The sequence below is a fragment of the Mucilaginibacter sp. UYCu711 genome, assembly GCF_050433825.1.
In the GTDB taxonomy this organism is placed as follows: Bacteria; Bacteroidota; Bacteroidia; order Sphingobacteriales; family Sphingobacteriaceae; genus Mucilaginibacter.
This window is the reverse complement of the sequence record NZ_JBNPWM010000006.1, coordinates 269607-290268: the sequence shown is the minus strand read 5'-3', so window position 1 is coordinate 290268 and position 20662 is coordinate 269607. Positions and strand designations below refer to the sequence as shown.

16 protein-coding genes are annotated in these 20662 nt (G+C 38.1%); 5 read left to right on the top strand and 11 right to left on the bottom strand.

Annotation, left to right across the window (positions count from 1 at the left end; genetic code table 11):
* Nucleotides 1-202: 202 nt before the first annotated feature.
* Nucleotides 203-2377, top strand: a complete 2175-nt coding sequence (locus tag ABIB50_RS14840) for a DUF2961 domain-containing protein (protein WP_429380768.1) — start codon at nucleotides 203-205, stop codon at nucleotides 2375-2377.
* Nucleotides 2378-2404: 27 nt separating this feature from the next.
* Here ABIB50_RS14840 and ABIB50_RS14835 read toward each other — a convergent pair whose 3' ends face one another.
* From ABIB50_RS14835 to ABIB50_RS14785, 11 genes are all read right to left on the bottom strand, one after another.
* Complete coding sequence (locus tag ABIB50_RS14835; protein WP_429380766.1) at nucleotides 2405-3595, bottom strand: PQQ-dependent sugar dehydrogenase; 1191 nt, start codon at nucleotides 3593-3595, stop codon at nucleotides 2405-2407.
* Between the two features lie 91 nt (nucleotides 3596-3686).
* Nucleotides 3687-4319: a WecB/TagA/CpsF family glycosyltransferase gene (locus ABIB50_RS14830; RefSeq protein ID WP_429380764.1), complete on the bottom strand. Its 633-nt coding sequence runs from the start codon at nucleotides 4317-4319 to the stop codon at nucleotides 3687-3689.
* Between the two features lie 237 nt (nucleotides 4320-4556).
* On the bottom strand, nucleotides 4557-5366 hold the full coding sequence (locus tag ABIB50_RS14825) for a ChbG/HpnK family deacetylase (RefSeq protein WP_429380762.1): 810 nt from the start codon (nucleotides 5364-5366) through the stop codon (nucleotides 4557-4559).
* 64 nt (nucleotides 5367-5430) lie between these two features.
* Nucleotides 5431-7065, bottom strand: coding sequence for a glycosyl hydrolase family 28-related protein (locus ABIB50_RS14820; RefSeq protein WP_429380760.1), 1635 nt, complete (start codon nucleotides 7063-7065; stop codon nucleotides 5431-5433).
* A 67-nt stretch (nucleotides 7066-7132) separates the two neighbouring features.
* Nucleotides 7133-8302, bottom strand: a complete 1170-nt coding sequence (locus ABIB50_RS14815; RefSeq protein WP_429380758.1) for a glycosyltransferase family 4 protein — start codon at nucleotides 8300-8302, stop codon at nucleotides 7133-7135.
* A complete protein-coding gene (locus ABIB50_RS14810; RefSeq protein ID WP_429380756.1) occupies nucleotides 8303-9166 on the bottom strand; it encodes a glycosyltransferase family 2 protein in 864 nt (287 codons plus the stop codon). It lies immediately after the preceding gene.
* Between the two features lie 3 nt (nucleotides 9167-9169).
* The gene (locus ABIB50_RS14805) at nucleotides 9170-10417 is read right to left on the bottom strand and encodes a glycosyltransferase family 4 protein (protein WP_429380754.1); all 1248 of its coding nucleotides are present in this window, start codon (nucleotides 10415-10417) and stop codon (nucleotides 9170-9172) included.
* 62 nt (nucleotides 10418-10479) lie between these two features.
* Nucleotides 10480-11727: a hypothetical protein gene (locus ABIB50_RS14800; RefSeq protein WP_429380752.1), complete on the bottom strand. Its 1248-nt coding sequence runs from the start codon at nucleotides 11725-11727 to the stop codon at nucleotides 10480-10482.
* A 44-nt stretch (nucleotides 11728-11771) separates the two neighbouring features.
* Complete coding sequence (locus tag ABIB50_RS14795) at nucleotides 11772-13151, bottom strand: MATE family efflux transporter (RefSeq protein WP_429380750.1); 1380 nt, start codon at nucleotides 13149-13151, stop codon at nucleotides 11772-11774.
* A gap of 6 nt (nucleotides 13152-13157) precedes the next feature.
* Nucleotides 13158-15488 carry a GumC family protein gene (locus ABIB50_RS14790; RefSeq protein WP_429380748.1) on the bottom strand — a complete coding sequence of 777 codons (2331 nt, stop codon included), beginning with the start codon at nucleotides 15486-15488 and terminating at the stop codon, nucleotides 13158-13160.
* A 2-nt stretch (nucleotides 15489-15490) separates the two neighbouring features.
* On the bottom strand, nucleotides 15491-16324 hold the full coding sequence (locus tag ABIB50_RS14785; protein ID WP_429380746.1) for a polysaccharide biosynthesis/export family protein: 834 nt from the start codon (nucleotides 16322-16324) through the stop codon (nucleotides 15491-15493).
* 439 nt (nucleotides 16325-16763) lie between these two features.
* On the opposite strand from ABIB50_RS14785, the gene ABIB50_RS14780 reads away from it, so the two are divergent.
* From ABIB50_RS14780 to ABIB50_RS14765, 4 genes are all read left to right on the top strand, one after another.
* Nucleotides 16764-17597: an MOSC domain-containing protein gene (locus tag ABIB50_RS14780; RefSeq protein ID WP_429380744.1), complete on the top strand. Its 834-nt coding sequence runs from the start codon at nucleotides 16764-16766 to the stop codon at nucleotides 17595-17597.
* 1 nt (nucleotide 17598) lies between these two features.
* Nucleotides 17599-17838: a SelT/SelW/SelH family protein gene (locus tag ABIB50_RS14775; RefSeq protein WP_429380742.1), complete on the top strand. Its 240-nt coding sequence runs from the start codon at nucleotides 17599-17601 to the stop codon at nucleotides 17836-17838.
* A 115-nt stretch (nucleotides 17839-17953) separates the two neighbouring features.
* Nucleotides 17954-18388, top strand: coding sequence for an RrF2 family transcriptional regulator (locus tag ABIB50_RS14770; protein ID WP_429380740.1), 435 nt, complete (start codon nucleotides 17954-17956; stop codon nucleotides 18386-18388).
* A gap of 137 nt (nucleotides 18389-18525) precedes the next feature.
* Complete coding sequence (locus tag ABIB50_RS14765) at nucleotides 18526-20619, top strand: nitrite reductase (RefSeq protein WP_429380738.1); 2094 nt, start codon at nucleotides 18526-18528, stop codon at nucleotides 20617-20619.
* Nucleotides 20620-20662: the final 43 nt, after the last annotated feature.

The window sequence follows — 20662 nt, the reverse complement described above, 5'->3', positions numbered from 1 at the left end:
TGATAAATGCAGGGTGGCTTTTTTGTTGGTATCAGATGATTTAATATTTTACTACATTTATCAGGGTGACAAATTTAAACCAATATTTATCATCGCTTTATAAACCTGTAATATGAGAAACTTGACACATTGGCTAATTGTTGGCCAGCTGTTTTTATCTGCGCTGCTATTTTCACAAAATATAAAACGGACAAATACTCCCATGTTACCAATTATACCGATTGGATTGGATGCATACCGGATGTGGGATACATGGCCGATGCAAAGAATTGGCGACCGGGCCTATATGAGGAGTACGTATGACCGTGAGGGCGGCAATCAATCTGCCGATGCAAGCCATTACCTGTTTGCGAACGAAGAAAATTACAATGTTGCGCTTGATGTTAAAGGTAAAGGCGTCGCTTATTTTTTTAGAGCGAACCATTGGCATGGCAGCCCGTGGCATTTTATTGCTGATGGGAAAGATAATATTGTTAAGGAAACCTCTACAGCCGATCCGAGAAATGCCGCCGTATTGTTTAAAACAAGTACAGTCTTTATACCTCAAACACCTTTTCCAAGCCCGCTTAACTATACCTGGGCCGCCACCAAAGGAGCTGACTTGATATGGACACCGATGCCGTTTAAAGATTCATTCAGGATTGCTTATTCAAAAACGCATTACGGTACGGGGTACTTCATTTATCATTTATATGCTGACCAGGAAAACCTCTCGCAAAATATAGACACCTGGGATATCAACAAAGCACCTGACAAGGATGTACTTGACCTGATTGATAAAGCGGGTACAGATATCGCACCTCAAAATATTAAAAAGGTAAGCGGGAAGTTGAAACTTAACAGTAATAGACTATTACTATCAAACATAACGGCGGGGCCATCCTCGGTACGGGCATTTAAATTATCCTTACCATTAGATAAAGCAATAGCCCTTGAACGCCTACGGTTAATAGTTACCTGGGATGATGCTAAATATCCTTCTATCGACGCACCGTTAGCCTTATTTTTTGGCGCCGGTACCTTATATAACCGCGATGAGCGCGAATACCTGGTGAAAGGGTTTCCTATAAATATCCGTTTTGATTATACTACTAAAAAGGCAGAGTTATCGTGTTATTACCCGATGCCATTCTTTAAATCGGCTAAGTTTGAATTAGCTGATATACCTGCTGACAATACAGAAATTGAATATGAAATAAGATATGAACGATTAAAAACTACCCCAAACCTTAGTAGCTATTTCCATGCTACTTATGCTGACATGCCCAACCCGGAGTTAGGTAAAGACATGGTGTATTTAGATACCCGTGGAATTGAAGGGAAAGAAGACTGGTCTGGAAGTTTTGTGGGTACATCGTTCATATTCTCGCACGCTGCCAACCTGGGTACACTGGAAGGCGACCCAAGGTTCTATTTTGATGATAGTAAAAGTCCGCAAGCCTATGGTACCGGTACCGAGGAATGGGCAGGCGGGGGCGACTATTGGGGCGGACAAAACATAACTTTAGCTTTTGCCGGGCACCCTTTGGGGGCCAATGGAAAAAATAATTCAAAAGGCGAAAAAGATCTTATCGAATCTGCATATCGGTTCCTTTTGGCAGATATGATGCCATTTGGTAAACGTGCAGTGATTGGATTTGAACATGGTGCTGAAAATTTAAGCACGGAGCATTATGAAGCGGTAACCTATTGGTATGGGTTGCCTACACCTTCGTTAATTAAAACCGACGAGGTGGATGTTGGTGATAAGACAAGCGAGAAAGATCATAATTACTCATCCCCTGAGGCATCACCGGTTGAAACCATAACATCAAGGTATGAAGCAGGAATAGATGTTTTTCCTAATTTCCCTATGGGGGTTGATCGTAATCAACTTAAAGGATATATGGAGAAGATTGGTAAAGATGTCTACCCTGCTCAGCAAGAAAACGGAAGGTTCACCCGCGGAACATCAGAGTTTACTGTAAAGCTTGCTGCAAATAATAAGGGCACATTATTACGCCGTACTTTAGATTATAGCTTTCCTAACCAAACTGCCGAGGTATATATTGCCGGTACCGGACAAAATGCAGAATGGAAACTTGCAGGCACCTGGTACCTGGCAGGATCTAATACCTGCATTTACTCTGACCCGCCCGGCGAGCTTGAAAATAGACTATTGCGAACTAAAACGTCTAACCGCAAGTTCCGTGATGATGAATTTATGATCCCTGCAAGTTTAACTGCAAACAGATCAGCAATTCGCATCAGGGTTAAATTCATACCCAATTACCAGGAGTTATTTCCCGGCTTTCCGTTCCCTAAAAAAAGCGCGTGGAGCGAATTACGGTATGAGGTATACAGTTATATATTACCAGAATTTTCAACAAAGAAATAACCGGATATAACAATGCATTGTAATAATTTATGGGTTGGCTACAAACTTGTAGATCCTGCCATCTTTATAATTTAATAGGTAAAGGTTGCGGTTACTGTCTTCTCCAAATGAAGATAATGAATTAGCTGCCACAGTACCTATCAAATCATTACTTATCGCAACTTTACCCGAGCTTGCAAGTGCCCATACATTGCCCGAAACGTAGTCGCCATACACGTATCTTCCGGTTAATCCGGGCAGGTTTTTATCGCGGGATACATAGCCGCCGGTAATACTGGCACCTAATGTTCCGTGTACATAACTCCATATAGGTAATTGTAAACCGGTTTGATCGCAGGTAGCAGTGTTGTAACAAGTGTTTCCTTCCATCACGTTCCAGCCGTAGTTGACACCTTTTTCAATAATATCCACTTCTTCAACTTTATCCTGCCCTACATCGGCTGCCCACAGGAAGCCCGTTGTATGATCAAAGCTAAAACGCCATGGGTTACGCATACCATAAGCATATATTTCTTCCTTGTAGCCGCTTGTATTGCCTTTAAATGGATTATCATCCGGGATAGTGTACTTTCCGGCTTTACTTACGTCAATGCGTAATATCTTACCTAATAATGCTGCCTTGTTTTGGCCATTCTTGTTAGGGTCGCCCCCGCTCCCGCAATCGCCGGCAGCTATATATAAATATTTATCATTACCAAAAGCCAGCTTGCCACCTTTATGGTTTTCAAAAGGCTGGGCGTAGGTCAGTAATATTTCTTCGCTTGCAGGGTCGGCAATATTCGGGTTTGATGCACTTACTTTATAGCGGGCTATTACAGTTTCTAACGATGGATTTTTCCGCACATAATTCACATAAAAATAACCGTTGGTTTTATAATCAGGGCTAAATGCCAGGCCCAGCAGTCCCATTTCGCCGCTAAAATTAACTTTGGCTGATATGTCCAGGAAAACATTTTTGGTAATTACATCCGCCGTGTTGGCAAACTCGCTGATCACGCCTTTTTGTGATACCACAAATATCCGGTTGGTTCCATCATCCGGAGCTGTCAACTCTACCGGATTATCCAATACAGGTAAAGCCGGGAACGCTTTTGTAATAGTATAAGTGCCCGGGGGAGCTGGCGGTGTATTGTGATTGTTATCAGGCTCGACGGCCGGATTCGATTTACAGCCTATGATTACACAAAGGGCAGCAAAAATTATTACAGGATATTTCATAACACAAGTATTTAACTAAATAAACAACTTTAGTATCTTATGTTATAACCTGATTTATATCACCTTTGTTTTATAGGATATTCATTGCCTATTAAACTAATCTGACAGAAAATTTAAAAAGTTTAGCTTTAAATAATTCGTAAATAAAGGCAGGGCCGTAATACAAATATCTTTTTGACATGCGTTTAGGTTCTTTGGCCAACCTAACAGCCCATTCTAAACCCAGGTTAATCCAAAATTCAGAAGGCCGGGTAACCGTTTCTGCATAAAAATCAAATACGGCGCCTATTGCACAAATTATTGTGGCATCTAACTGATCTTTATACTTAAAAGCCCATTTCTCTTGTTTGGGCGCAGTCATTCCAATAAATAACACATTAGGCTTAAATGCATTTACCGCAGCTATCATGGCCGCATCTTCTTCTGCTGTAAATTCTGCTTTAAAAGGCGGTGAGTATGTGCCTACTTTAATTTTAGGATACTCTCTTGAAATACGTTTTTTGATAATGGCAAGGGTTGATTCTGAAGCACCAAGATAAAAACAGCTTTTTCCTTCGGCATTTAATTGTTGAAGCAAATGTTTGTGAACATCAGCGCCGGCAATTTTTTTAATACTGTCACCATTCAGCATTTTTGCAGCGGCAACAATCCCCACTCCATCTGCCAGCAATATATCAGAAGCCATTAGGGCATTTTTAAATTCTTTATCCTTTTCTGCAACCATGTATGAGTATTGGTTAACAGTATTTATGAGGCATTTTTTTTCAAAGCCAACGTTGCTAAGGTTACTATTAAAGATAGAATAATCTAATACGTCTACAGTGGTATAATTGAAAACGCCCTTAAGATTGATTACAGCCATTTTTATTATTTGCTCGTGAACCAAAGTAGGCAATTATCAAGCCTGAAAAATAAAATGCAATTTAAGTTAGATATCACAGTTTCGGGGAAAATAAAATACTCAATTTGGGGAATTATTTACCTCTTGAATTTTAACCATGGTACTAAAAGGCAGCCGTGCCACTAAATGTTGGGATAAATCATTTTGTGTTAGGTATGCTATCCAGTCTCCCGTCGAATTTACATCTACGTGGTCAAATAATTCACCATTGGCATCAAAGTCGGGGTGAACCATTATTTCAACTTTACGTTCAGCAGAAAAATTGGTGTGGCTCTTTAAAAACTCCTCTACCGTAACAAAATATTCCGAGTGATTAATACCGAGGACTTTAATTCTATTATTAATGTATTTGCGGTAATAAAACTTGAGATAACTTCCCTCTCTATAAGTTTGTGCTAACCTCAGTTTTAAATTATGGTACTTTGCCACGTTTATAAAAAGATTGTAAAAGGCCGGTAAGGTATGTAAGTGCAGATGGGAATCTATATGGTCAATTTTAATTTTTGCTGTAAGCGCACGTTCCAATTGCGCATTGATCTCGTTAAGAAAGGCCGTTTTGGTTTCCTTATTTAAAAGCGTAAACAATTTACCGGTTTTATTAATATCCCAGTTGCCTTCCGCATCCAGGAATTGGGTTTGAGCGAAATTGCTTACCGGCTTCCCTTCGGCAAAATTAACATGCAGGCCAATGTTTTGTATTACCCGGTTTTGATGGATAAACTCAACAGTATCGTTAAAATAATCCATGTTTGTTAGCAATGATGTACTATTGATATAGCCTTGCTCAAAACAGTAAAGTATAGCTTTATTAACTGAGGGCTTTAAACCGATATCGTCTGCATTAACTATAATTTGGGATGGTATGGACATTCTTGTTAACAATAAGTTTCACTACTAAAATGGTTATACGAGGCAATTAAGGTAACACTTAAAATTAGAAGTTGTTACCTGATTGGGTTTTTATAGTGAAATCTGTTAAGTTAACAACAGCCCCATAAACCATATTATTAGTTAAAGTAATTGAATATGCAGGATCAGTGTTGCCCGATATAGCTAACACTGGCTGTTTATTGGCCCGGATGTTATTACCGTAAACCTGGTTGGCATTAAGAACTGCATTATCGGTGCCAATTTCAAAACCATACTCTAAACCCTTGCCTCCCCCCGCGGTTATAGCATATGTGACTACATTGTTATCTAAATTAATATTTTGAATACCTGTATGATTTAAACTTGTGTATGACTCGAAAGCTTTTCTATCATGTATGTTGGGGACATTAAAAGATATTTTATTATCAGTGACATTTATGGTATAGAGCGGCGAAGCGCTATCTACATTTATCCCGACTAACCCGGGATTATTTAGTGTATTTGATACAATATTAACATTTGGCGAATAGTCCCCAAACACGACAATGCCTCTGTCGCAACCGGTTATTACATTTCCGGCTATGCTCATAACGTTTGAAGCCCACCTGCTCACTATTGTTGCTGATTGCACCGCAGTGAAATTACTCATGATACCAATGGCGTTACCCCGGGTGTCATTAATGATATTATTGTCAATTATATTAGTTCCGCCAGACTCGATATAATATACCGGGGCATCAGTTAATTTATTATTTACCACCCTGGTATTAATACCTACAGCAGATATGCCAATGCCATTTACAGCCTGGGCGGGATCTTTACCTACACCGTTTATGGTATTATTATCAATGATTGTTCCGTCAACTTTTCCCCAATCTTCAATACCCATTAAGCCGGAATTTTCTATTACATTGTTACTTACAATATGTTTTGTGCACCAGGTTAAAGAATTTCCATGCGAACTTAAACCATCATTGGCGGCATGGGTTATATAATTAGCATCTACCGTTGTGGAGTTAGCACCATTTTCTGCGTATTCAATCCCCACTGAAGTAAGGTTATTTGCTTTGATCAGGGTATTTTCAGATAGCTCACCGCTTACCCAAATACCCTCAAGGCCTGTTTTAGAATAAGGCAGGTGAAAATCAAAATTATTATAGCTGATAGTAGTGCTTTTACTGTTAATAATATAAATGCATGCGTTTGCCCATTTACCCAAATTAAAAGTTTGTTTTGATTGTTGAAACCTGATATTAGTGATCAATGAGTTATCAGCATTGCTTAAATAAAAGTATCTGCCCATAGATAGCAGGGTACCTTGCATACTATTACCCGATTTGATGATTGCACCACCTGTTCCATATAACTTAACCCCCGGGCGCATATTTACAGTGGTATTGATTATATAATTTCCCGCCGGCAAAAAAACAACACTTTCTGAATTTAATGCGGCTTGTATGGAACTTGCATCATCATGCACACCATCGCCAACCGCACCGTATTTTTTGGCACTTACTGCAGTTGCTGGTACAATTGTATCAATTAGGGAAGTACTTGCGGGGGTAATATTAAGTGTGTTGTGAAGGTTTTGAGAAGTACTTGCAGCAAGCTGTTGGTCGCTTATGGGAGGGACTATTGTTTTTCCACACGAAAACAACAACAACAAGATCAAGCCAAACATAATTAAAGAAAGTTTCATTTAAATTAACGGTATATCCTTTATACTAAAGAATATGCGTTAATGTTACACGTATTATGAGTATCAACTATTTATTCCATCCAGAAGTATTATACCCCCCCTTCCATACACCCATAAAAACTGAGCCGAGAAAAGTTGCTTTCTTAGCTTTTTGCAAAGCCATCTTGTTTAATACCGTCAGCAGTTCATTACCCATGTTTTCGTAATTCATGGTGTTTATTATGGCTAATGATTTAACAGACATTGCTTTTTTTGCAGGTATATCAAGGTTGATAAATTGTAAGATTTTTTGCGCCATCCCGTCCACATTGTATGGGTCAAAGGTATAACCATTCTCTCCATCTTTTAAAAGAGCTGTAGCAGCATGGATTGTTTTACTTAACAGCACAGGTAAACCGGCCGCCATGGCCTCGTTAACTACTAACCCCCAGCTTTCGGCAAAGCTTGCCAAAACAAAAGCATCCGATTTAAACAGATACATCGGAATATCCTGGTTGCTTACAATTCCAGTAAAATCAACCCGTTTCAATCCAAGGTCTGTTTTTAATTTTTGCAGGTGATCATGCAATGGCCCCGACCCTATTATTGATAACCTATAAGTAGCATTTGCTGACTCGACAACTTTCCAGGCCTTTAATAAATTATCAAAGTTTTTAATGTCTACCAGCCGGGCAACACAGGTAATGGTGTTATGGTTAAATTCTTTTTCGGCATTAATTTTAAACAGATCATTATCAATGGTATTGTAGCCGTGAAAAAACCATGGTTTATCAAAAACTCCTTTATATTCTGCATCATAATCTGCAGAAGGCAGCCACAATGCATCGGCCTGTTTGGTAAGAGTATCTTTAATGTATTGAATAAATGGGTTGCGTTTAATAAAAGATGGTTTTCCATCATCAAACATTATAAAATGCTTGTTATTGTTCCTGCACCAACGCACACCTAACGCACCCGAGAAAAACACGATAGAGCCGGCAATAACAACATCCGGATTTATCTCGTCCAGCTTTTCAAATAATTTGGTTTCAATTTCGCTTTTTGATAGTTCATCATAACTGTTATCAGGAAATAAACAATTATTACTATCATGAGGATCGAACGCATAAGGAGATCCTTTGCCAAATAGTTCGATGGAGTATAGGGTAATATGATGTACCTGTAAAAAATCATGAAGATATTTTATCCTGCCTTTCCAGTAAACACGCAGATCATTATGTAAAATTACGACCCTCATCTAATCTTTTTTATATTTATCGTATACAACCGGCAACAGCGTCTTTAACCATAATTTTAAAACCGCTGCGGGGTAATTTAACGGAAAGAACTTCCTGATATATCGCAAATAACTCCGCGATTCAATTCCCTTAGGGCTACGCATGTAGGCGATACGTTGTTTTAAAGAGTGCTTTTGCGACATCCATGGCTTACCGTGGTCGTATTCACACCACCCATAATATCCTGGTGCTACCCAAACTTTAGATCCATGACGTTTGGCATTTAAGGTGTAGTCAAAATCTGCAAAGCTGTGTATATACCTATCAGATAATATACCTGTTTTATCAACTGTACCTTCATCAACAAGCATGATATTGGCGTTTCCCAGATCGCACTCCTTTAACTCAACAGCATCGGGCTCAACCAATACCGCATCGCCATTATGGCCATTTAATAGTTTGCGCCCGCCATACGTTATTTTAGTATGCCCGGGGTTTTGTACTGTGCCTATCAGTATATTGTTTTTATAGGCAGATCTATGGTAAGCTGTAATGAGCTTTTCTATCGCATTGTCAAATAGCTTAACGTCATCATTTAATAGGATAAAAAAATCATAATCGGCAGTATTTACTACATGCTGCCAAAGCATTCGCATACCCCCGGCCCAAAACAAAGAACCAGATCCGTCGATAATATTTACAGTTTGAAAATGCTCACGTATATAGCTTGCGGTTCCATCTGGTGATTGATCATCAAGCATATAAATATCCAGCGAATATCCCGCGGGAATAGATTGGTCGTTAAGACTTTTTAAAAACGCCTTAGTCTTCTCTATCCTGTTATAGGAGCATGCAAGGGCAGCTATTTTAAAAACTTTGGACACGCTTTAATTATTAGTTTTGTTAGTTGATACTTTTTTATAAATATCCAAAAGGCCGGTTGTAATCCTATCAATATTGTGCCTTTCCAGACCTCTTGTCCTGGCATTCTTTCCTATGGTAATAGCTAATTCTTTGTTCTCTTTTAACTCTATTATTGCGCCAGCCATTGAGTATGGATCACCATCCTGAATTAATATCCCATCCACCCCATCACCAATCAAACTATTGGTGCCACCGGCATGTGTGGCAATGCTTGGCATACCTAATAATAAAGCCTCGCATAAGCTATTAGGGCTGTTTTCTATGTGCGATGTTGCTACGTATATATTGGCTTTTAGCAATTTATTAACTAATGCGTTTTCGTCAAGCTTTCCTAAAAAAATAATATTGCCTGAGAGTGGCTTACCGGTGCTTTTTGAGGCAATGGTTACTATCTCATCGTCTTTGTTAATACCTGCTACACTCCATTTATAATCTATATTACTATCGTCCAGCAAATGGGCGGCATAAATTAATGTTTCAATGCCTTTATATATATCCGGGCCGTTAATAGTTATTAAATTAAGCTGGCTGATTGGCTCATAGTTCCACTCTGATTTATAAAACGAATCGCGAAGTATCTCATCATTATGGAAATACTGCGCCTGCGGAGCCAATATGCGCGATACCCTTCTATCCCATACTGTACGGCCAATTAAATTTTTGGTATGTTTAAGTATTTCCAATTCGCGGTCGCGCGCCTTTCCAAAAAGGAAGTAAGTGTTTATAGCTGTACGAAAAAATAGAAGGTTTTTAAGTTTAGCGCGCCTTACAATATCGAAGAACATTATTTTAGAGAAAAACTTATACCTGTAAACCGTCACAATGCCTTGTAATGACAGCACAGTTGGAATATTGGTAAACTTTTGAATTAAGCCAAATGAAAACTCCGAGCCATGTACGTGGATAAGATCGGGTTTAACTTCATTTATAATTTTCACAAAAGCAGCTATATCTTCCTTAGGTTCTAAAGTATTAAATATACGCCTGCCAACTTTAGACAACTGGCCGTTAACAAATCTTTGAACGGGATAATACGTTGTATCGCCTAATTTAAACGGATCAAGCTGTTTTTCATAATAGAACGCAACAGACAGATCTACTTTAGATTGTATATTTTTTTCCAATGATTTTATCCATCCGCCACCAGTGGGTTTATCATTTAAGTAAGACTCGCTTAAAGAAGGTGTAAAACAAAACCAGAGTACTTTCAATTTCCTTATTTTAATTACTACAATGTATATTAATTTATTTACTATTTACTTAAAAGACTACACTATACCACATGCCCCAATTCATATTCATCAACATCATTTCCCTCATCATCTTCAAGTTCATTAGGTTGCGCGTAATGATACAAGAAGCAAAATGCCGTGGTTATTGGCAACATAAATATGGATTCACCAAAACCCAATATCAGGATCAGGATAATGCAATAAAAGGCCTGCTCAAAATTTGAAGTATAAACCCTGAAAAAGAGATAAGCCCGATATAACAAAAATATTATTCCAACAGCGCCAAACTTCGCGCAAAATTCAAATATGCCGTTTGATATGTTAATATTAGCAAAAATTGGATTTGTATCAGTAAAGATGTTTGATATGCCAAAAATTAGTTGTGCACCAAATGTTTTATAAATAAATAACAAACTGGCAAACCTGTTTAACGGGAAAGTCTCGCCTATGCGTATATAATATTTGCTCAGATACGCTATGTTTTTCATACTGTTTAAATCATCCTTATAAGTGTGGATAATCTTATCGGCCAGGAACGGTAATTGAAAGGCAGCTACCAATATTAAGGGTACGGCAAATGTTAACAGCAGGCTCCATTTTAGTCCCCTGGCCCTGAAAAACAACAGGCAAACCAATATTAAAGCTATAAATGAGGTTGTAGACAAGGTTGTAAAAATAGCAAGGACCAACCACCGGGCCCGTTTATCAAAACTAAAACCATTTGACATGAAATGTAGTACCAGGCCTATATTTAAAAAGAAACCATAGGCTCCCGGTTCCCACGCAAAGCCGGCATTTTGAAATGCATGGAGCTTAACGTATACAAACACGATAAAATTGGTATACTCATACCCAACTACATGTGGCGGGATATTTAATGCGCTGCCAATATTGAAAAGCATATTGCCTGCTAATACTTGTATCAAAAAAAAGGGGATCGAAATAATTGCCAGGTCGATAATTACTTTTGACAGATAATATAGCGCTTTATCTTTTAATAGTGCGCAAAACAGGAAGCTTGGTAAGATGTATTTGAACAGGTATATTATATCGCTTACAAAAAAGTTTATAGGCAGGTGTGTAAGAAATACTGAACGGAATGTGCAATAAGTTATGTACATGGCCGCAAATTTCACAAACAGCCCTATATCTCTTTTATTAAATCGGTTATGTTCAATACCAATCCATAAAAAAACAAATTCAACAATAAACCAATTAATATTAAAGAACGGTATAAATGTTCCGTTGGCCGATAGTAGTATAAAAATTAGCGTTGCAAAATAATACATACCAGGTAATGGATATTGAATTCAATTATGGGTTAAATATGTGCCTAACTTATATTGTTAACTCCTAAATTATTTGTCTTGGTATTTAATATTACACCAATTTCTTTTTTCCAAAGGATCACCTGTATTACAGACCATAATATACTTGCATATATAATAGAGTTTAAACCCAGGTGCATATATCTTATAAAAAACAGCACAACAGGTATGTGTAATATTGCAGTAATTATTGATACAATAGATTGCATTTTAACGTTACCTGTGCCATTTAAAACAACGGTATAAACCAACGTAAATAGTGTTACACTAAAGTAAACAGCCATACCCACACTCAAACTAAACGGAACCTGTATTTTATCGCCCACCCATATTTTAAATACCGGCCCGGCCAATAAAACCTGTGCAATAATTATAATTAAAAACAGCGCAGCTATTTTAATTAACTTGCTGATACTTGTTCTTATCCATACTATATCATTTAACGCGAAGGCATTAGTAAAGGCACTCCAGTAGGTGGCTAAAACTATATTAATAATAATGCTTGTAGCCGAGTAATATTTATATAACGATACGTATATAGCTACATCGCCCCCACCAAACTCGCGTGCTACAATTATTTCGGTTGTTGAGTAAAGGAAAACGCCCGCTATTTGCACTACAAAAAAGGCGATGCTTAGTTGAAATAATGATTTACTTTTTTTCAGGTCGATAAACTTTAAAGACGGTTTAATATCGACATAGCTTTTGTTAAATAATACTATGGTATAAACGAGCAATACGCCGACGGGCAAAAGTGTTTGTGCAATTGCCAGGGCAAACATCGATCCTTGCAAATACTTGCCCAAAAGTATGATGGGTACCAGTGGTATAAAATTACATATCAGCTGTATTTGATTGCTTTTATATATTTTCTGATCTCCCTGTAAAATAGATGATATTGGTTTTAAAATAAACTGGAATGATAAACCTGTAAATACGGTAATAAGTGTATACAGCAGTTCTTTCTGATCTAAATTTGTTTTGAAAACGTTGTTCCAGTTTATAAATGGCGCGGCAATTGAAAATATAACGGCTACAGGCAAAATTATTAACAGTAATATAGCATACGTTGATGATACCGCTATTTTAGCCTGATCATACTCTTTTTTCGCAATATACTCTGCAACTTTATTTCTTAAACCATTTGCCAGCCCTATGTCCAGGATACTTATCCAGCTTACTGTTGATGATATAGCCAGCCAGATACCATATTTATTGGTATCTAATAGTTTTAATGAATAAGGAACTATAAGAAATGAAATAATTATACTAACAGCCCGCAATGCAAAAGAAACGGCTATATTAAAATTCACCCTCCCAGACAGGGCCTTATCGTTCCCGGTTAACGACTCCCAATATCTTTTTGCAGTTTGTATAATACTCATTAATTACTATTTATCCTTTACCAGGAAATAATCTTTATATCCGTACCTAATCGGGTCTACACCATTAAATAAAATGCTCATTTTTGGTAATTGATCATCGGTGTGTAACTTATTAATAAACGGAAGCTGGGTTTTTGATGTGAAGCCTTTCCTGATAATATATAGCGTGATATCGCAAAGCCTTGATACAATATTAGCGTCGCCTATAACCTGTAATGGCGATGAGTCAATAATAATATGATCATAGTGTAAACGCAGCCAGTCTATCAATATCTCTATACGTTTGCGGTCAAGTAATTCAGAAAAATTGGGTATAAACTGCCCTGCAGCAATAACATCGAGGTTACGGTAAGTAACCGTATTTTGGATAACTTCTTCTTTTAATGATTCCCAGTTTAAATAATTGCTCATACCGGGATGCGAAACAGGCAGGTTAAAAATATCGCTCATTACCGGGCGGTAAAGATTCAACTCTAAAATTATAGTTTTCTTGCCCGAGGTAGCCAGGGCCACACCAAGGTTTGATGATATAAAACTTCTACCCTCGCCGGCAACACTTGATGCAATGAGTGTCACCCTGCCTTTGCTATCATTGTCATGCAAATAATAAAGTTGGGTACGCAGGCTTCTAAACTGCTCAATAAGTATAAAATTAACTTTAGCATTAGCCGCGTCAGTAACAATAGGCGATCTTAATTTACCCCATTCCAAATCGCCTGATATGGGTATGGGCAGAGCCTTTTCAATATTTCTGAGGCTGGTTACCTGGTTCTTTATGGTATCCCTGATGTAAATTAAGCCGGCGGGTATAAGCAGGCCCAATACAAGGGCAATAATAAACGGCAGTATTGCTTTTGATTTTTTTGGAGGTATTACATAGGCAAGGTCAACCATGCGGGCATTACTTACTATAGAAGCATAGCTTAGCGCAGTTTCTTCACGCTTTTGCAGTAATACATTATATAAAGATTCTTTACTGGCCTGTAAGCGCTTTAATGCCGCCAACTCTCTGTCTTCACCGGGTATGCCTTCTATAGATGATTTAAACTGGGAGCCATAATTTTGCAATGCATTACGGGTAGCAGTTAACGAGGCTTTAATATTATTTATATTTTCTTTTATGGCGGCTCTTGTTGTAGCTATTTGTTTATTTATTGGCTCAAATGCAGGGTTTTTTTCAGGCGTAGTTGCCAGCATTCTGCTCCGCTCAAGCTGTTGGTCGGTATAGCTCTGTACCAGTGTTACTAAATTTTGATCGCCGATATTAAGGGTTGAGGGTACAGTCCTATCAGTAATATTTGGAGAATTAATATAATTTTCAATTTCATTAATAACCTTTAACTGAACATTTACATCGTCTAATTTTAAGCCATTTGTCTGTGCGTTTTGTATATACACCTGCGATTGTGCGTTTACATCAGTTATACCATGCGAGCTTCTGTAATTTTCTACATTTTTTTCGGCAAGGTTTAGTTCGATAGCTAATGAATCAAGGCGCTGATCTATAAAATCAAGTGTGCCTTTTGTTTTAGCATTTCGGTCCGCAACTTCGGTTTTATTATAGGAGGAAATTAAATAATTAATAAAATCCTGCCCCCTTTGCGGTATCTGGTCTTTAACAGAAATGTCAACTATTGACGATTCTAACTTATCTCTTAAAGCCACTTCTAAAGTGCTCTGGTAAGTGTCAGTAATATCTTTTGGGTCGGCCAGTTCAATAACAATGGTAGAGCCGATATACTTTCTAAGATTTGGGGTTGGTGTTAGCTGCCAGGTACCAAAGTTGCTTTCAACAGTACTTGAAAAACTGTATTCGGTTCCGGATATTTCAGGATCATCTGATGTTTTAAGTAAGAAAGTATAGCTACTTTCTATAACTATGGTAATTTTTTGATTTAGTTTACCGCTGTTTCTTATAAAATTGAATGTTACAGGGGTTGTATTTTTATAAAGATTTTCTTTTAAATGATTGACAACTACTTTGTATGATATCCATAATTTTAAATCCTTCACAACATTTTCTACAATCCGTCTTGATTTTATTAGCTCGACGTCATCTTCCAGTTTTCTCGGCGAGCTGCTTATACCCATTTCCTGTAATGAGGTTTTAATATCATTGGCGCCTTTATCATCCTGTAAAAGCATCGTCGCCTTTATATCGTATAGTGGTTTGGTCACCACATGATACGCATAGGCCCCGATCAGGGTTATTATAGTAAAAAGCAAAAATACGGGCCAATAGTATAAATACTTCTGGATGACTTCGCGCAGGTCGAAATCGTCATCAATAAGTGGAGGACGTTTTTTAGCTTGTGTGTTTGTTTTTAGCGCACACATAGTTATTTGTTATTGTAATATAAGAAATAACTGGTTGCCACTACGCCCGCCGCCGATATAGCCGCCAGGATGGTGGTAAAGGTACGATAGCCCCTATCAAGCGGAGCGTATTTGGTACGATCCGGCTCAACATATATCACATCATTATTTTGAAGATAGTAATAAGGCGACGTAAATATCTTCCTTGATGTAAGATCTATGGGTAAATATTCGCGTTTTCCATCATACTCTCTTATAAGCAATACGTTTCTGCGTTTAGCGGTAACATTTAAATCGCCTGCCAGTCCAAGCGCTTCAATTATAGTAATGCGCTCGTTTTGAACAGTAAAAACATCCGGCCTCAACACATCACCCATTACCGAGATCTTAAAATTCAATATCCGCACGCTCACAATCGGGTCTTTAAGATATTGTTCTAATAATGGCGTTAATTTAGCTACCACTTCATCGGTAGAAAGTCCGGTCACTTTTACCTTGCCCAGGTAAGGCAGGGTTGCTTCGCCCTGCTGATTTATCCGATAGCCAAAAACCGGGTTGCCGGCTACATTTTCGGTTCCAACAGGTGGGTTGGTTCTACCAAATCCCCCCGCACTTTCGTCTCCTTTAGTACGCTGGTTTGCCGAATTAAACGCGTTAGTCGGGCTTAAGCTGTTTACATTTATGCCTAACAGGTCGCCTGCCTGTATTTTTAGAGGCGAGTAGTTCTCTATATTTTCCTGGCTTATTTTTTTATGGTCAAGATCCTGAAAGTAAGGTACCTGGTGGTATGAAGAGCATGAAATGTTAAAGAATATTAATACTAAAAAAAATATGTTCTTTAAGTTAAATCTCATCATTTCTAATCTTTAAATAGTTGTTTCGAAATTAGCAATTACTTTGTTAAGCTAAGGGCTGTAATTATTAACAAAGCCATATTAATTAACAAATATTGCCCGGCTGTAAATCATCACTAAATTAATTGCAGGTAAACATTCTGTTAATATACAGAGCATTAGTATTATAGCTTTTATTTATTATAAAATGCTGCTACAACAACCGTGCATTAAGGCTTATAAAAGGTGTTTTATTTAGCGTAAATAAAATGCAGTTATGTTAAAGCCTCATTTTCAACATGAAACTACCAGGCTTGAATTTTGTGTTATTTTTTAGGGTGAGATATTATTGGGGTTAAAAACCACATTAAATGTAGAAAATGATTTGAGGTGAGCACATATTTCCCCATAAATTGCAGTTCACAATTGCAAATAATACCTTTGGTTATATTTAAGACGATCAATGTTAAGAATAAGCGAATTATATATTTATCCCGTTAAATCATTAGGTGGTATAAAGCTTGATAACGCTGTTATCACAGATCGGGGTATTAAACATGATCGTCGCTGGATGCTGATAGATTCTGATAACCGGTTTATTTCGCAACGCGAGTGTTCAAAAATGGCGCTGTTAAAAACGCACATTACAGATGAATGTTTAACGGTAACAAATACTTCAAATAATTCTTCTGTTAACATACCATTAGCGCCTGTAAAAAAGGAGGTTATCCAAGTAACTATTTGGGACGACACCTGCACGGGCCAGTTGGTTGATAATGATATTGATGCATGGTTTACCGATGCTTTGGGAAGGGATATCCGGCTGGTATATATGCCTGATAGTACAGCACGTTTCACAGAACCTGCGTATGCCCCTGAAGGTAGTATTACATCGTTTTCGGATGCTTATCCTTTCCTGCTCATCGGGCAATCTTCATTGGATGATCTAAACAAGCGACTAAACAGTCAGTTGCCCATAAATAGGTTCAGGCCCAATATTGTATTTACCGGCGGCGCTCCCTTCCAGGAGGACATGATGGATAGTTTTACAATAAACAATATTGCTTTTAATGGCGTAAAGCTTTGCGCACGGTGTGTTATGATAACCATTAATCAGGCCGATGCATCTATAGGGAAAGAGCCAACAAAAACACTTGCCTCCTATCGCGCAAAAAACAATAAGATATATTTTGGACAAAACCTGGTTCATAGCGGCAGTGGCACAATTTCAGTTGGTGATGAATTATCTGTATTAAGCACACATAATGATGACCGGTTTATTATCCCCATAAAATAACATGAAACCTACCATCATAATTGAATATTGCCCAAAATGCAACTGGTTATTACGGGCAGCATATATGGCTCAGGAATTATTAACTACGTTTGAAGCAGACCTTGATAGTATAGCCCTAAAACCAAGCGAAACTGCCGGCAGGTATACCATAAGTTTAGGCGATGTTGTTTTATTCGACCGGAAAGAGCACGGCCGCTTTCCCGAAATAAAAGAACTAAACAGCTGGTGCGCGACAAGGTAAACCCGCGCAAAAACCTTGGCCACTCGGACGCTATTGTAAAATAAGTATAGCTAATCGGTATTTTTTATTGGATTACAATTCTTTAATTATATTTGTTAGTTATTAACTTTAGAAAATGCTATCGAAAAAAACTAAGTATGCTATTAAAGCATTAGTGATTCTTGGGAAGAACATGGACAAACCTCCCATGCAAATTTCAAAGATTGCAGAACAAGAACGCATCCCTAAAAAATTTCTGGAACAGATATTATTGGATATGCGCAATGCCGGCTTTTTATACAGTAAAAAAGGCGCCGGTGGCGGATATGCTTTAAATAAAGACCCAAAAGATATTTACCTGGTAAGTATAATGCGTATTACTGATGGGCCGGTGGCTATGCTACCTTGTGCCAGCTTAAATTTTTATCATAAATGTGATGAATGCCACTCTGAAGTAACTTGTGGCATACGCGATGTGTTTATTGACGTACGCGATGCTACGTTAAAAATACTCTCAGAAACAAGCATTGCTGATGTGATAACCAGGGAAACTACACTTATCAACAATTAATATCCGTTATTCATTTAATTGTTAAAATACACCTTTTTTTAACAATATTCTACCAATTCCATATACTATATATATCTTTGGCAAAGAATATGCCTTTTTAGCTATTAAATTGGCTTTTTACAAACACTATTTATATTATGCAGAGCTTCAGAACAGAGCTTGAAAACCCTATTGTTGAACAGGATATTATAGATCTTGAAAAGAAAATAAGGGCTTTTCGTGAAGGAAAAATACATGACGAGAAATTTAGAAGCTTACGTTTAGCCCGTGGCATATATGGCCAGCGCCAACCGGGCGTGCAAATGGTACGCATTAAATTACCTTTCGGTAAAGTAACGTTTAAACAATTGTTACGCATAGCTGATGTATCAGACGAATATGCAAGCCGTAACCTGCACTTAACTACCCGCCAGGATATCCAGATCCATTACGTAAGCTTAGACCGGACTCCCCAATTATGGGCCGATCTTGAAAAAGATGATGTTACCATGCGCGAAGCTTGTGGTAATACCGTACGTAACGTTACGGCCTCTCCTACTGCCGGAATCGACCCGTTGGAGCCGTTTGATGTTTCGCCATATGCCCACGGTACATTTGAATATTTATTGCGCAACCCTGTAAACCAGGATATGCCGCGTAAGTTTAAAATAGCTTTTTCATCAAGCAATGAAGATACAGCCTACACTTTTGCACATGATCTTGGTTTTATACCAAAGATTAACAGTAATGGCGAACGAGGTTTTAAAGTGATGTTAGGTGGTGGCTTAGGTGCCCAACCTATATTGGCGCACATTGTTGATGAGTTTTTACCCGAAGATCAGCTTGTTCCGTATATAGAATCAACGATACGTGTGTTTGACCGTTATGGCGAACGCACCAACCGTAATAAGGCACGGTTTAAATATGTTATCCAAAAATTTGGGATAGAAGAAGTTCTGGAGTTGATAAAGACCGAAAGAATTGCAAACAAAGTAAAATCATACAAAATAAATACAGAAGCTGTTGAGGTGCCTGTATTACCACAACCTATTGAATTTGGTGATGTTGCCATAACTAACCCATTGGGTTATGAGCAATGGCTGGCTACAAATGTATTTGAGCAAAAGCAAAAAGGCTTTTATGGGGTATATATCAAGGTTCAAACCGGCGATATCCCTACAGATCAGGCACGCAAACTGGTAGCTTTATTGCAACCATTAGCTGGTGATGAGATCCGTATCACCCAAAATCAAGGCTTGCTATTAAAATATGTACGCAAAGAAGCTTTTGCTACCTTGTACAATGGCTTAGCAGAATTGGGTATGGCTGCACCAGGTTTTGACAGCGTTGCCGATGTTACTACCTGCCCGGGTACGGATACTTGCAACCTGGGTATATCAAACAGTATGACTTTTGCGCGCGTGTTAGAGGATCTGATCTATAATGAATACGAGGACCTGATCTATAACCGCGATATCAAGATAAAAATAAGTGGTTGCATGAATTCGTGCGGTCAGCATAGTATGGCGCATATTGGTTTTCATGGCAGCTCTTTAAAAGCAGGTGCCAAGGTTTTACCATCAATGCAGGTTATGCTTGGCGGTGGCGTTGTGGGTGACGGCGTGGGCCGGGCCGGCGACAGGGTAATTAAAATACCTGCTAAACGTGCCACCCAGGTTTTAAGAGATCTTTTAGATGATTATAAAGCCAATTCAATTGAAGACGAGCTTTTTAATAACTATTATGACCGCCAGGGTAAAGATTACTTTTACCAAATGTTAAAACCATTAGCTGATCTTACAACACTTACTGATGAAGATTTTGTTGACTGGGGCCATGTAGAGAGCTACGAAAAAGCTATTGGCGTGGGCGAATGTGCGGGCGTAGTAATTGATTTAGTTGCAACGTTGTTATATGAGTCTGACGAAAAAATGGAGTGGGCAAATGAGTCATTTGCCGGTGGCGCCTGGGCTGATGCTATCTATCATTCTTATAACGTGTTTATCAACTCAGCTAAAGCGTTATTGTTAGATAAGGGTATAAACAGCAGCACCCAAATCGGTATTATTCGCGAGTTTGATACCCAGTATGTTGATACTAAAGAGTTTGATTTAAACACCAGCTTTAACAACCTCGTAACACAATTAAATCAAAATGAACCTTCTGAAGAGTTTGCTACAACTTATAAAGCTGCAGCTACCCAGTTTTTGGAAAATGTGAAAGCGAAAAGAGAAGCAGTATTACAATCATGAGTATTGAACCAACAATAACTTCATTTAAAATAAGCAGAATACT